The organism is Agrobacterium sp. Azo12 (assembly GCF_029193765.2).
Classification (GTDB): Bacteria; Pseudomonadota; Alphaproteobacteria; order Rhizobiales; family Rhizobiaceae; genus Agrobacterium.
This window is the reverse complement of the sequence record NZ_JARFYO020000002.1, coordinates 1,067,984-1,082,561: the sequence shown is the minus strand read 5'-3', so window position 1 is coordinate 1,082,561 and position 14,578 is coordinate 1,067,984. Positions and strand designations below refer to the sequence as shown.

General features: G+C 49.6%; 14 protein-coding genes. 11 read left to right on the top strand and 3 right to left on the bottom strand.

Features of this window, described 5'->3' with window-relative positions; translation table 11 throughout:
• The first annotated feature begins 3 nt into the window (after positions 1–3).
• The 9 genes from PYL13_RS21325 (at position 4) to PYL13_RS21285 (ending at position 8,650) form a co-directional block, all read left to right on the top strand.
• Positions 4–429 carry a hypothetical protein gene (locus PYL13_RS21325; RefSeq protein WP_275642259.1) on the top strand — a complete coding sequence of 142 codons (426 nt, stop codon included), beginning with the start codon at positions 4–6 and terminating at the stop codon, positions 427–429.
• A gap of 222 nt (positions 430–651) precedes the next feature.
• Complete coding sequence (locus tag PYL13_RS21320; protein WP_275642258.1) at positions 652–1,326, top strand: SH3 domain-containing protein; 675 nt, start codon at positions 652–654, stop codon at positions 1,324–1,326.
• Positions 1,327–1,434: 108 nt separating this feature from the next.
• On the top strand, positions 1,435–2,094 hold the full coding sequence (locus PYL13_RS21315; RefSeq protein WP_275642257.1) for a thermonuclease family protein: 660 nt from the start codon (positions 1,435–1,437) through the stop codon (positions 2,092–2,094).
• Between the two features lie 53 nt (positions 2,095–2,147).
• Positions 2,148–3,593: a hypothetical protein gene (locus PYL13_RS21310; protein WP_275642256.1), complete on the top strand. Its 1,446-nt coding sequence runs from the start codon at positions 2,148–2,150 to the stop codon at positions 3,591–3,593.
• Positions 3,580–4,392 carry a hypothetical protein gene (locus tag PYL13_RS21305; RefSeq protein WP_275642255.1) on the top strand — a complete coding sequence of 271 codons (813 nt, stop codon included), beginning with the start codon at positions 3,580–3,582 and terminating at the stop codon, positions 4,390–4,392. Before PYL13_RS21310 ends, PYL13_RS21305 begins: the two co-directional genes overlap by 14 nt.
• Complete coding sequence (locus PYL13_RS21300) at positions 4,393–5,844, top strand: methyl-accepting chemotaxis protein (RefSeq protein ID WP_275642254.1); 1,452 nt, start codon at positions 4,393–4,395, stop codon at positions 5,842–5,844. It abuts the gene before it with no gap.
• On the top strand, positions 5,841–6,938 hold the full coding sequence (locus PYL13_RS21295) for a hypothetical protein (protein ID WP_275642253.1): 1,098 nt from the start codon (positions 5,841–5,843) through the stop codon (positions 6,936–6,938). The genes PYL13_RS21300 and PYL13_RS21295 overlap by 4 nt, the downstream gene beginning before the upstream one ends.
• A 361-nt stretch (positions 6,939–7,299) precedes the next feature.
• A complete protein-coding gene (locus PYL13_RS21290; RefSeq protein ID WP_275642252.1) occupies positions 7,300–7,671 on the top strand; it encodes a hypothetical protein in 372 nt (123 codons plus the stop codon).
• 7 nt (positions 7,672–7,678) lie between these two features.
• The gene (locus PYL13_RS21285) at positions 7,679–8,650 is read left to right on the top strand and encodes an uL13 family ribosomal protein (RefSeq protein WP_275642251.1); all 972 of its coding nucleotides are present in this window, start codon (positions 7,679–7,681) and stop codon (positions 8,648–8,650) included.
• Positions 8,651–9,004: 354 nt separating this feature from the next.
• Here PYL13_RS21285 and PYL13_RS21280 read toward each other — a convergent pair whose 3' ends face one another.
• Positions 9,005–9,871 (bottom strand): competence protein CoiA family protein, encoded by an 867-nt coding sequence (locus PYL13_RS21280; RefSeq protein ID WP_441296682.1) that lies wholly within the window; start codon positions 9,869–9,871, stop codon positions 9,005–9,007.
• A 253-nt stretch (positions 9,872–10,124) separates the two neighbouring features.
• A complete protein-coding gene (locus PYL13_RS21275; protein ID WP_275642250.1) occupies positions 10,125–10,952 on the bottom strand; it encodes a hypothetical protein in 828 nt (275 codons plus the stop codon).
• 213 nt (positions 10,953–11,165) lie between these two features.
• Between PYL13_RS21275 and PYL13_RS21270 the strand changes: the two genes are divergently transcribed.
• Positions 11,166–12,860, top strand: coding sequence for a flagellin N-terminal helical domain-containing protein (locus tag PYL13_RS21270; RefSeq protein ID WP_275642249.1), 1,695 nt, complete (start codon positions 11,166–11,168; stop codon positions 12,858–12,860).
• Here PYL13_RS21270 and PYL13_RS21265 read toward each other — a convergent pair whose 3' ends face one another.
• Positions 12,861–13,532, bottom strand: coding sequence for a recombinase family protein (locus PYL13_RS21265; protein ID WP_368077695.1), 672 nt, complete (start codon positions 13,530–13,532; stop codon positions 12,861–12,863).
• A gap of 29 nt (positions 13,533–13,561) precedes the next feature.
• On the opposite strand from PYL13_RS21265, the gene PYL13_RS21260 reads away from it, so the two are divergent.
• Positions 13,562–14,314, top strand: a complete 753-nt coding sequence (locus PYL13_RS21260; protein ID WP_275642248.1) for a helix-turn-helix domain-containing protein — start codon at positions 13,562–13,564, stop codon at positions 14,312–14,314.
• Positions 14,315–14,578: the final 264 nt, after the last annotated feature.

Here is a 14,578-nt window from a genome sequence, read left to right as displayed (position 1 = left end):
CCAGTGCCATATCTTGAACCAATTGGAATGGATGCAGACGACGTTTCATCCGAATTTGATCTCAAGAATGCAAAGGTACTTCTTGCCGTTGAGCCGCCAGATGATGACGACCATTCCAAGTTCATCGAGAACGGAAATGTGTTCGCTCTAGATCAGGGTTTCGCCAAGATATATGTCGATGGAAAGTTGGTTACAGTCGGTGTTGCTATGCCAACAACTGTCAATACCGCTTTGTATCTGATCGGTGAAGATGGCTTCCATTGGGATGATTATAGGCACGATGGACCACGCGATAACACGCTCTATCAGGTGCTTCTTCATATCAGCGATGTTGCACCAGAAAGTAGTATGACCAGTGAAGACAAAGACGGCATATTCTTCCTTGAAGACGGTCAATTCGAAGAGATGGAGAAGGCCTCTCCCACGTGACTTGATGCGACACCAGTAACTGAAGTGCACTAAAGATCATTGTGTACAGCACGTCATACGGAAACAACTTCGACTCCGATGCCTCGTGACCAGACCGTCACATCGACACATTGAAAGCGAAGAGCCGGAACCAGAATAGGCGGTGGTAATTACGATTGGAGTACAGCCTACGCTTGTTTTCAATGAGCGTTTGCGCCAATGTTCTATTGGGGGAACGTGGGGATGAAAAAGCGGTACTGGGCGCTTGCAGGAATTTTCCTGTACGCCATCATCAACAACACTGGCACAAAATCCGACAAGGACGTCGCTCATTCCGTTGCGACTTCTCAAAGTACGTCCCAGCAGAGCCACTACACCCCGCAACAAACTCCCCCCGTCAAGACCAACGCTCCTCAGGGGACGGACGAGATTCCAACACAAGCTGAAGCGTTTGAGTTGCGGTTTATTATCGGCTCACGCGTCGCTTTCCGCAAAGGACCCTCCACATCCGACGGGATCATTGACCGTTTAGATAATGGGCGAGAAGTTCTCCTTATTAAGCGATCCAAGGATTGGTCCCGCGTCCGCGATAAGCTCTCCCAACGCGAAGGATGGATAGCCTCACGATTCCTGGTGGAGAAGTACGAGGCTCCTGAAGAGAAACCCCGGCAGGAGGTTTCTAAGTCCAAAGAACTCCCGAAGATAGCGCCAAAAATACCGGACTCAGTGATCGTGCAACGGATCATTGCGGAGTCCTTGGCCAGTTATCCGAGTTCTTGTGCCTGTCCTTACAACACAGATCGTGGCGGCAGACGGTGCGGAAAAAGAAGTGCGTACTCTAAGCCTGGCGGGTATTCGCCGATTTGTTTTTCGCAAGATGTGACCAGTGCAATGATCGATGCCTACCGACGACAGTAGGTAATCGTCACGTTCGGTTCTTTACCATTTGCACAAGTAATAGTCATACTGTTGTTGCTATCCCCCTCTGGTTGAATTAGCGTCCGCTACAGGGCTAAGGGGTTGGTTTTGCGAATTTTGTACATATTATTCACGTTGGCGTTCGCCAGTGCGACGCATGCGGATGTTAATACCCGCGTTGTGGACGGTGACACTCTAAAGATCGACGGGATTACCTATAGGTTGCACGGGATCGATGCACCTGAGGCAAGCCAATTGTGCAATTTGCCAAAAGGTAAAATGTGGGCTTGCGGTCAAAAGTCGACGGAAGAACTGCAAGACCTTATCGCCGGACAAACGGTGAGATGTGAAGATCGGGGTCAAGATGTCTACGGGCGCGTGCTTGCTGTCTGTTGGGCTGGTGATCAAGAAATCAACGCGCATATGGTCAATGTCGGCCTTGCTTGGGCATTCCGCAAATACTCCATCGACTATGTTGAACATGAGGATGCGGCGCGCCAGCATGGCGTCGGAATCTGGCAGTTCAATACGGAAACTGCTTGGGATTTTCGTGCTCAGAAATGGAATGTCTCTGTAACGAGCGGAGACAATGGAGATTGCCCGATAAAGGGTAACATCAACCGGAAGAATGAGCGGATTTATCACGTCCCGTGGTCCAAAGATTACAACAAAACCAGAATTGACACCTCCAAAGGCGAAAAATGGTTCTGCTCTGAAGCGGAAGCTATAGCCGCTGGGTGGCGTGCTCCCCTGTGGGGGAGCCAGTAACGCTACCCTTTTTTGCTCAACCCAACATTTCAACAAAGACAATCGTGAAATAGATGGCAAAACGCTTCGAAGCACTAAATCGCCTGATGGACAGTGTACGTGATTCAAATCACGACTTTCGCATCACGACCGATCCATTTCCTCCGCTTGACGCCGAGAAGGTGGAGAAAACACTCGATATCTTGCGAAAAGGCACTGAGAATGGCGTGGAGAACATGCCTGTGCCATCTGCTAAATCTCGCAACGAGGCTGAACAGAGCATCGTTGCGCGCGTGGAAGCGGAACGTGACGCATCCTATCAGATACTTGAAGACCAACTTCATACCTATAGCTCACGCATGCGGAATCTTGACTTCGATGGGCATTTCGGGCGCATCCGCCAGGCAAATGTTTCCTCGTTGACAGATTTCAAAGCTGACGTCGCTGGCGGTACCGACGTGCTTTTCGGATTTCGTAAAAAGCTTCGTGAAGCTGACGAGGAGTTGGTTCACTTCAAGGACCGGAACGGGCTTCGCCGGGTTGCGCAGACCAAATCGCAGTTCGCGACAATCGTGAAATGGCTTGTTATCGTTGCGCTCTTGATTTTTGAGACCGTTGTGAATGGTCTCTATCTGGCCAAAGGCAGCGATGAGGGTGTGATCGGTGGTATCGCTATCGCGATGGGATTTGCTATCACCAATGTCTTGGGAACGGTAGTGATTGCCTGGACGATGATCCCAAACATCGTTCACAGGTCATTCTTCCGTAAATTATGGGGCTTTTTGGGAGTTCTTCTCTGGTTGGCCTTGGCTATAGGCATCAATCTGGCGATGGCTCATTATCGAGAGGCTTCGACAGGTGATGAAGTTCAGATAAGCGCGCTTGTCATGGATCGTCTAAAAACTGCGACTTTCAACTTCCAAGAAATTGATTCCTGGATGCTGTTCGGCGCGGGCTTCATGTTCTCCGTAATTGCGATGTTGGATGTCCTCAGCATTCGCGATATCTACCCCGGATATGGCGGTGTCTATCAACGGTACGTAGATGCCGAAGAGAACTATGCCTTTCAGAAAGAAGACTTGATCGGAGAGCTGAAACTTATCCGTGATGACCATAACGATAAAGTGGAAATGATCATCCGTGACCTCTCAATTCGGCGTCGAGAGAGTGCATCAATTATAGAGAACCGAGCCAGGATCATCCGACTGTTCAACGAACAGCAGGATCGTCTTGAAGAAGTGGCTCGGACCCTCATCGCGACTTATCGGGAAGCCAATCGGCAAGCTCGCACGAAACCCGAACCCAAATACTTCTCAAGCCAATTCAAGCTTGAGCGCCGTAAAGCGGTGATCTCCTCAGCAAATGAATGGACCGACCAAGAACTGGCTGACCGTATCAAGCATGCAGAGGCGGAACTCGCGGAGCAGATGAAACAGATCGGTAATGAATTCGAGGCCGCTGTATCAGCTTACCGTCAGTTGGATGACCTCTTCCCGGAGGCTAACAATGGCAAGGCGTAGATCAAGAAGAAATGGACCTTCAGCAGGTGCTGTGATTGGCGCTGTTTCACTCATCGTGTGCATATTGGGTGCTGGTGGTGGATTGCTGTATCTATGGAGCAAATCCGGGACGGGAGCCTTAGACGCTGATCTTTGTTCCGTGGCAGATGGTCCAACTTCAGTCACGGCAGTCCTATTGGATGTTACTGATCCAATCTCCGATATCACGAAGGTGGACTTACAGCGGAATTTCCAGCGCATTGTGTCCACAGTGGAAAAAGGTGGTCTCGTCGAGGTTTACTCACTCTCTGACGAGTTAGGTACACTCAAACGAACTTATAGAGGCTGCAACCCGGGCGACGGCGCAAGTGCCGATCAACTGACCTCTAATCCCAAGCGCATTCAAGAGCGGTGGGATAAAGCGTTCAATAGACCTCTCAAAGAGATTGAAGACCAAATGGGCGCGGCCGCAGAGGGCAAGCAATCTCCTATTATGGCGGGCGTGCAGCGAATTGTAATCGAAAGTTTTTCCGATCTCCGAAATGAGAATAAGCCAAAAACATTGATCGTTGCTTCCGATATGATCGAACATACGGCTTCGTTCTCAATCTACAAAAGCGGTGTCGATTACGCCGCCTTTGAAAAAAGTGACGCTAAAGAGCGGTTTAGAACGCCATTGGACGGAATCACGTTTGATGTCCTCGCGTTTGATCGTGAAAGTCCGCTGGAATTGGCACGGCTGCCAGAGTTCTGGCTGCAATGGGTTCGGTCAAACGGCGGCGAATGGGGCGGTTACAAACGCCTGGTGGGAACGAAGTAAATGAGTACGCGAAATTTTGTTCGTAAAAACGGGCCAATCATTCTGTTTGCCCTCATGACCTTAATCGGTGCTGTGATCATCTGGTTTGGAAAGCTGTACGGAGTTGATACCGTAACGATCACGCTTATCCCGCTTGCGATGATGGCTACCTATTTTTTGATTTCATTCTTCGCAGCTGGACTTACCCTCCACAATGAACAAGCAGGCGATAACCTCTACTACATGGGTTTTTTGTTCACCCTGACCAGCCTTGGCGTATCTCTTTACCAGTTCACTGGTGAAGCCTCTATTGAGGACGTTGTGCGCAATTTTGGTGTTGCAATCTCATCGACTATTGCGGGTATTTCGCTTCGCATTCTCTTCAATCAGATGCGTCGTGATCCAGTCGATATTGAACGAGCTGTCCGGCACGATCTGGCCGAAATGACGAGGCGCGTTCGTACGGAACTCGACACTTCTGCAATGGAGTTTTCGACCTATCGAAGAACAAGTCAGCAGATGCTGCTTGAAGGTTTCGACGAAATCGCGAAGCAGGCTGAAAAGAGTGGCGATGCCGTGCGCGCGTCTATCGAATCCATGTCGCTACAAGCAACCAAAACCATTCAAGAAGCCGCTGACAAGCTGACTGCAACTTTGAATACAACACATCAGCAGATCATTGAGTTTGCCGCCCTGAATGCAAAGTCGGTTTCAGAGATGAGTGAGAAGCTCAACGCTTCTGTTGCGACGGTACATGAAGGAACGACAAAACTTGGCCAAGCCGTCGATGATGTTGTTGAACGCCTGAAAACCTCAAAGTCGCCGAATGAGTTGTTCACTGAACAGGTCGCTCCCGTTGTAACGTCGCTGCGATCCATCATCGAGGAGCAGAGCAAGGTCGCTAACGAAACCGCTGCTGCAAACCGCGACGTGACGAAGAAGGTCCTCACTGCGATCACCCCGTTCAAACAAACGAATGCCACCCTTACAGCTTTGGGCGCAAAACTGGAGAGCGTGAACGCCTCGGCAATTGGTTCAACAGAAGCAATCAAATCGATGCTGGAGCGGTGGGAAACCATTTCTGCAAATACTCAGTCCGTCGCAGACGCATCAACGGCTCTCGTTTCGGATATAAAGAATTACAACACAATTTCGCAGGATGGGTCCAAGGCGCAAGTGGAAGCTACGTCAAAATTGTCGGAGTTCCTGACTTCGCTCGCTAACCAATCGGCATCAATTGCAACGATTTCAGCGAGTGTAACGAATTTGGGAGCGGCCTCTACGCGACAATCCGCCTTGCTTGAGAATGTACTGGCGACAGTCAAAGGCTCCGACGCTTTGACAGAAGCGCCTGATGACCAAGGAAGCGCACGTTCCAACGGTATTACTAGCGGCATCAATATTGAAAGCATCCCGATACCCGCGCCAACAGCTGCCGAGACCGAAAAGGTTAAGAAGGGTTGGTTTAGATGACCAATCAAGAAACGGCGACGAAGTTAGAGCACAAAGGCTACAATCGAGGGCTCATCCTTGGATTCACGATGGCCGAATCCATGTTGCTGCTCGTGTTTTGCTTGCTCCTTGTCGCCGGGGCTATCATTTCGAATGAACGTCTTAAAGCCACCACTGCCGTTGAAGAAGCAAAAAGGTTGCAGGCACAGCTAACCGAGAAGATTGTTCAGGAGGAGGTGTTCAAGGCGAAGCTTGAGGCGCTTTCAAGTCAGTTGTCACTGGTCGATAAACGAAAATTGGATGAAGATTGGCGTGAACTCGTTGAGGCGAGGACGGCTGTCAAACAACTGACTGATACCGGAATCGAATCCACGCAAATTGAAGAAGTTGTCTCCAGTATAGAAATACTGAAAAAGTTTGGGCTTGATCCAACAAAACCAGTTGAACTTGAGGAAAAGCTGACTGCCTTGGCGGATGCAGGTAAATCCCTTGAGCTTTTGGCTCGTTTGGAGGAAAAATTAAAGGCTTCTGAGGCTTCGACGACCGACCTCGCTGCCCGGCTTGCGGAGGCCGAGAAGAAACTCATTGAGAGCGGCGCATCGAAGCCGCACGAGTGGCCTCCAATCATCAGTCTAAGCGAAGCCAGCGGTTATTACTTCAGGTCAGGTAGTGCAGAGTTGACTGATACCTTTACCAGCAATCTTAATGGTCCGGTTGCTGCCCAGATTGCAGATAGTCTGGAACGGTACGGCGTAGATATCGTAGAAGTGATTGGGCACACTGATGAGCAACCATTAGGTCGTGGAGAGTCCAACATGGACAACATCTCGCTCGATGTGTTGTCTTCGAAGGCTTCAGTTAAGCAGCTGGCCCCGGCTGACAACGCAGGTCTTGGGTTAGCGAGAGCGATTTCCGTTACGAACATCTTGCGCAAAAACCCTGATCTTGCGAACGTCAAAATCCTACCTCTTTCCGCAGCGCAGTTGGTATTGCCTGGTGACGAAATTAGCACCGGCCAAGCAGGGAACGTCGAGACACGTAGGCGCATCGAAATCAGGATTCGGCGAGGCGAAAACACAACTATAACGCAAAACGGGGTGGCTGCCGGACAATAGTTTTGACCATTCCAGGTCGGTCAATTCCAGCAAGAAACTTTAGTTGTGACGTTCAGATATGGGGAGAGTTAGTAATTCTTTTCATGTGCTGGTCTGGTCTGGTCTGGTCTGGTCTGGTCTGGTCTGGTCTGGTCTGCGATGTAGTTCGCAGAAGTTTTGGCGGTAATAAACTCCCCTAACGGGCATGGTTGGTTTCTCGACGTTAGAGCAAGCGCCACTCACAGAAATAGCTGAGCGTTTACACAGCATAAGAGCGTAGTGCTAAAAATGATTGATCTCAATTTTAACTTGTATTTTCGGCGGTAACTCGCAAGATTTAGCTTTTGCGTTAAGACCGCATATTATTCTTAGGAAGTGAAAATTGAAGCTCACCCACAACGATGGTGTTTACGGTCCGTTTCATCGAATAAAGACAAGGAAACAGGACTACACAGTCGCAAAAATGCAGATCGAATCACAGGAGATATGGGGGCGAGCTATCGTAATTGGCGGCAAATTCGCGAAGGCGAAGGCCTACCTGTTGCCACTTTGTTTTGGACAAACAGTAGCGGTGGCATGCGCTGATGAAGAAGGCGTTGAGTTCACCACGCACGTTAAGCCCGACGTGGTGACACCCGGAGGCACAGTGTATTGGGAGTTTAAACCAGAGCGTCCCGGTGTAAGGAAAGTCGATGACGAGTTTGTAGCTTTGGAAGCTAAGGTGTATAAGCTGAACTACAGTGAGGAAAGGTAGAGCAGTCGTGGCGCTCCAAGAAACTTTCTTATTCATCAATCGAAATATTGAAGATGTCGTGAAGACCTTCACGGCACTCGAATTGCATAAAATTGAGGATGACGAGCAGATCGTATATCTTCCTTCCACAACTGACCCAGAATTCGGCTTGCTAGGCGACCTTGTATCAGAAGGCGAAAGAGCTTGGACGCACGTACTCTTCCACGACCCCTCAAATAGCGTTGCTTTGGCTGCGACATTGAAGCTGCTAAACGTGAAGGGCAACGAGCTTAAAGCTGCTACAAAATACGATGGTGAGCCGCTAATTGATGTCGACGAAATCAAGGTTGCGCTTGAAACCTCAGCGCCGATTGCCAAGTCGAACGATCACGCACACTCACGTACATCCGTGACGGATGTAGTCCGATTGAGGCCAAATGGCTCCCAAAATTCGGATCGCGGCAAAGCGACTTCTGGCCAGCCCAAAAAGCCCGGTAAGTCGTCATATGAGAGCGCTCAGAGGTGGGTGATAATAGATGCCAACGGCACCGCTCTCGGTCAGTTGGCTAGGGTCGTTGCAGCGACGCTCGGTCAAACGAAAGCGAGGAAAGGTGGCACCGTAGGCAGAGTTGTTGTGGTCAATTCGTCGAAAGTAGAGACTTCACTTGCGCAACAACGCGTGAACCGCTCACACATTTTTGCTCAGCGTTCTTCTCGGCTGGTCGGGAAGCCCTTAGCAAAGCTTCCAAAGCAATTCCAAATTCGTCAAGCCGTTCGCCGGGCCTTAAGTGGCAAGCAAATGGAACGTGTGCTCATCAAAAATCTCCTCATTTATTCTGGATCGGAATTCCCCGCGACCGACAATTGGAAGGACCTTCAGGAAATCGAGCTGATCAGCGATGACCCGCTACTTGCGAAAACAATTGCTGATAAGACGGGTGTCCGGGTTGAGACTTCCTCTCGTGGACATATCCTTGGAGGCACGGTCCTACGACGTTGACGTCGATGCATTGGGACTACGGGCAATTCGTCGACTACTGATCGTGCCCGACGCAGATGCGACCTTTAGACCTCTTTTAGTATGACTTACGCCATCGCTGTCGCCAACCTTAAAAGGTCGCGCGTCCGGGGGAGGTTATCGGTCGGACGGTTACTAAATGTGTAGCACCAGTTGGGAAGCGAGCACTCTCATTGCTAAGGATTTTAGCTGAACTGGAATGCTTGGGCGAAATTCTTTAGGCGATGACAATGATCTGTTCTGGCAAAATCCCCAGTCGGTCCATCGGAAATAAAACTTGAAGGTGAGCCCGTTCAATAATGCTTGTGTAGGCGGACTGTCTATTGCGACGACTGCTCAACATAACAGCTCGTTGACACGGTATACCGCCCATTCGGGCTCATATTCCTGCTCGATCATTCGCCTCCAGTCGCCGCTTATATCAATTTGAAACGAGCTTATAATTTCGTCGCTATACCAGACCTCAGACTCAAAATGCTGCCCGATTAGACTGTCGCAGCGATAGCAGCCATTGCTCAAATACCTGTCCCCAATGGTATTGCTGTAGCGTTTCTTCAACGTCCCAATATTTAGGTTCTTGGGCAGGTTTTCGATGACTGAGTGGAGAACTGACGGAGGTGCCCCATCAAGGGTTTTCACGATCCAAGAGTATGTTCGCGACCCAAATATCACGTCAATTCCGGTGATTATTTTGGTTGTCGCCTTACATTGAGACTTCCAACATTCAATGTCTCCCGCTTTAATCTGGACAACCGCTTTGCCAATTGAAGGCAGTCCAAACTTCAATCGCCCATCAAACGCCGCATCAAGGAATGTTTGCAACGGCATACTAATGTCTGAGAGGCGCGTGGCATATCCATCATCTACTGCGGAAACTTGCACGGCGGGAAGCTCAGCTGCAATCGGAAACCCTGCATGACGGAACAACCACAGGCAACGTACGCCAGACTTACGATAGCGCTCTTGACGGCGTAAAGTTTCTTCCGGTGTTTGCGGTGACCATTGAATTTCGATTGCGACTTTGGCGTTGTTTTTGCGCGCTAGTACGTCGGCGATCCATTCCTCTCCGTCGGGAGTGACGCCTCTCACCTCCGTTTCCACTGTCCACCCATAACGGCGTGCAACTTCAACTGCGATTTCCTTCAGACGGAGATGGTGCTCGGTTTCCGGAGCGGAGGTGCAGTTACCAATCACTTTGTGCACGAAGTGTTGGATGCCTCGCTTTGATCTCCGTAATGTCACACCAGCATTACAGCACGGCATTCTCAGTAGGTTGCTTCTGCGGTTAAGAGACGCGAGTGATTTCCATTCGATTGAGTTGAGGTCGAAGGCGAAAATGTCAGCACCATCTTCACCTATACAACGTAGTGGCATCGTACCTCTCGCGGTCTACCTTCTATCCGGTTCAACTAGCAATCTAACTTCTATTTGCCGATTATAGGTGGTCGAAGGAAACCTATTTCCATTTCTCCGCCCATTCGCGCAGTGCAAATTTCGCTTTGTCCGGCCATTCCTTCACAGGCGGACGAACCACGATCTTTTCACCCGAAGGTTTCCACGCAAGAAACACCTTCTTTTCTTGAATGCCAGCAACCAGAAGAGCTTCCTGTTCATTACACATGTGGCGTGTGCATGCGGAACCAACGAAGTAATCTCCTTCGAACGAGCCAGAGCCGACTCCGAGGATAATGTCGGAATAGAAGTCCTTTTCAGTCGCCAGAAGTCCGTTGATCTGTGCTGCAATCTCTCCATATGACAAAAGGTCGCTTGGATGCGTAGCTGTCTTTTCCCGGAGCGCAGACCAACCCTTTGATGAATCCGCAACGAACTGTTGGTCTGCGGATTTCGCAAGACCATCTTTCGGTGTCCACGTCCACGTTTGACCAGGAGAAGTTGGCAGCGCTCTCGTTGAGAATACGATCTTGTCAGGTAGAACGTCTGCGTTCACCGGATAGCAACTCTCTATCGGGCCATCGACACGAGGATTCCCGTCGGTTGGGAATGACACAACAAAAGGGGAGGAGTCACAAGCGTTTCCGCCTGGTGAAGACGACCCGATGATCGTTGGAATTCCCGAGATCATACGAACATCGTCCACGGTGAGTATGGAGTCTTTCAATACGTCGCGGCCGTCGATGGATAGGACTTGCTCAAAATCTCGTTGCTGAATGATGACATGATGTCCGAACATTTTTATGTCGATGGAGGCAGCAGTGGCAATACCCGGACCACCTGCTAAGACGGACGCGATTATGAAAAAAAAGACGTGAGCAAACCGTTTCAAGCAGGCCTCCGGAGATATTTGGGTTCTACTTTATGTAATTGTTGCACTGATAATGCAATCAATTGAGCTTTATTCCAAAAACGCCCCGGAAGGTAGTTTCCCCCTTCAACACCAGTACAACCGTTAACTGTTTGTAGAGCATTTTTGCCGGGTAGCAGGAGACTGCTTTGGGTTCATGAAGAAGCCATTCAAATCAATAATTCGGCGATTTTCATGACCAGTATTTTGACCAATAGCGCTGCAACTTCTGCTATCGAAACTCTGCGAACAATCAACAGGCAACTTGGTGCAGCCGAGAGCGATTTATCGACCGGACTCCGAATTGCAGGTGCCGCAGACAACGCAGCGTACTGGTCAATTTCATCAACGATTCGGTCCGATGAAATGGCGATGAGCGCAGTTCAGGATGCAATAGGACTTGGAGCAGCGAAAGTTGACACTGCTTACGCGGCGATGAGTTCAACGGTGGAAGTTCTGACAAAATTTCAAGCCAAATTGGTTGCGGCAAAGGAAGAGAGCGCCGACCGCAATAAAATTCAGTCGGAACTTGATCAACTTAAAGACCAAGTCGTGAGCGTTGCAAATTCCGCGAGCTTCAGCGGCGTAAATTGGCTGAACACCTCATTTGAGAACATTTTTGACGTCGCGCAGTCCACAGATAAACTGATCAGTTCCTTTGTTCGGTCAAATAACGGTTCCATTGCTGTGAAAACTACTGACGTAGATTTGTCGCGCCTGTCGTTGTTCAACTCGACGGGAGGCGGCCTGCTTCAAGCTGATTACCGTAGCCCTGGGACAGTTGGCGGCATCCGGAACACAATGTATTCCTTCGATCCTAGTGGACAGTCCGCTTGGGAAAATTACATTTTCGATGGACCGTTGACGTTTCCAGATAATAGCACTGCCATCTCCTTTACCTTGAACTTGGATGCTGATGATCCATCGAATACCACCGGCGCACAGACAGGGACGACGCAAACATACACAATTGATCGCAGTGCTATTGATACGGTCAACTCAGGCTGGAATGGCGTCGTGTCAACCAGGGCCCAATGGCGACAGGTATTGCAGTCGGTGATCGGTGGTTCAGTACGAATCTTTCAAGACGTGTCGAATCCCGCAAAATACTCAATTGAAACTACTGAAACGTCGGGGCGGGGCGCTTCCTATCAAATGAGCGTAGTGACCTCCACGCTTGGTGGAGGCAAGACGGGTGGGCTTCAAGATAGCCCAGCGATCATTTACGGCACCCGGGCGTATTCCTACAGCATATGGGATGATGCATTCGAGCTTAAGCCCACAGTCGAAGCGTACGTCTCAGTCATTGAGAACCATGGCAGTAAAACGCTCACACTGACGCAAGATACGGTGATGGCCGCCCTCGGAACTACGAACGGCAAGGTGACGTCTATTGGTGACTACATTCAGGTACTCAACTATGCATTTTCCGATCAGGGTTTCGGAATTGAGGCTAAGAACCTTGGATCAGGTCTCATTCGTTACGATCTAATCGAGACTGTAAATCCGGAAGCGGGCAGAAAGACGTCTCTGGGCATAGTCGGGGTTACTGATAACGTCGGAGACGTTCCGGAGTTCGGATTGTTGGATATCGATATCACTGGCAGTTACAGCATCGACAGGTATATCGATGGCATCCAGTCCATGCTTTCGAAGACGGTTGATGGCGCGGCAATTCTAGGTGCTCTGACAACCAGATTAGCAATGCAGGAGAGCTATAACCAGAGCGTCATCGATTCCGTCAACCGGGGCATAGGCCGATTGGTCGACACTGACATGAATGAGGCGTCGACGCGCTTGAAGGCGCTTCAGACACAACAACAATTGACAATCCAGTCGCTGAGCATAGCGAACGCCGTATCCGAGAACATTATACAATTGTTCCGGTAGTTATTCCTGATTGGGCATCAATTCATGCTTCGTGAGATAACGGTGGATCGTGCGGGGGTGGACCATATACCGCGTAGCTATTTCATGGAGCGACAGTCCATCGTTATTGTGGGCTCGTCGTATCTCGTGAAGCAATTCAGGTCCCAAGCTCGGGCGTCGTCCCAAGCGTTGCCCTTTCGCCCGTGCTGCAGCAATCCCAGCGGCGGATCGCTCCGAAATGAGACCTCGTTCAAATTCAGCAAGCGCAGCGAAAATATGAAAAATCAATGCTCCGGCCGAGTTGCCTGTATGGATCGATTCATTTAACGACAAAAATTCCACGCCGCGTTGGCGGAGCTTCGTGATGATTTTGATGAGATGGATAAGCGAACGCCCAAGCCGATCCAGTCGCCAAACTACCAAAGTGTCCCCCTTTTTTAGTCTGCGTAATGCCTTGGCTAGACCTGGTCTTTTCGTGCTTTTACCTGACACTCCGTGGTCTTTAAAAATGATCTCACAACCGGCTGCGGCTAAGGCATTTAGTTGCAAATCCAGATTTTGTTCAACGGTCGATACCCTCGCGTAACCTAATCTCATCGCGTTTCCAGATTTCCTTGGTGCCATCACCGTTGACACAACCAACCAATTTTGTCCGGGTGGGTTATTCGACGTGGTGAGTTTATGTTTGTTCAAGGCTCTCAAGGAATTATGCAAACAACCAGATGACTATCGGTTGGATGGCAAAATTGGTTCATTTTGTCAGTCTTGAATCACGTCGAGAATCAAATTCCTGGCACAAGGTCACTCTCGTGCGGGTCGTGAAATCCTTTTCAATGTGCGTGCAGGACCTGATGGATTCTTGGATCGATAGTGGAGATGCAATCGCGGCTCTTGACGTCTACAAGGCCGTGGTCGGCCCAATGGAGCCGAACGTAATCCTTGCTGTGATTGATTGTAGAGATGCAATAGCTGGTAAATTCTCAGTCGAATTCATACGACCATACAGCGTCCCAACGACTGCATTGGATTTCCTTGCTCTACAACGGCGAGGGCCGCTTGATCTCCAAGATTTAGCTGATTCCGACTATCTGAAAAGCGCCGCCATTCCCGCGTTGATTGAGGTGATCCACAACAAGCGACCATCGTTCACGAAGGGAAACGCAACGTTTGAGAGCTGCAAGATTATATATGAACAATTACTTATCCCACAGAAATCGTCTGTTGGGCGAGGAGAGTGGTGCATCTTGCTCTCAAAGATTGACCTGTTGCTCGCGGAAGTACCAAAGTTTCATGCGGAGGGCTTCGATCTTTGTATCCTCCAGCTCCTAACTGAGGGTGCGTCGCAAAAGGAAATCGCTGCGAAGATGGATTTATCTTACCGGACAATCGAACATCGCATCGAACGGCTAAAGGCGAGGATTGGTGCGAAAAACCTCCAGCACCTGGTAGCACTGTGGATTACCAGCAACCTATAGTTTGCAGCGCATTGGGCTATCTTCGAAATCAATTGAGCAAGAATTGTTGGCGACTTTTTAACTTTAAAAGTCCCACACGGTTGCGCCACAGTTGTGATTTATGTAACTTTCGGTTGCGCTTCTGGTGAATCACATTTCAACATACGCTTCCAATGGTTCGTGACAACTCGGTGGAAAGTAATTGAAATTTGAGACAGTTCGAAGTGAGTTAATGGCAGGGCAGTCGTATAAGAATTTGAATTAAATCAATTATTTCAATTTCCA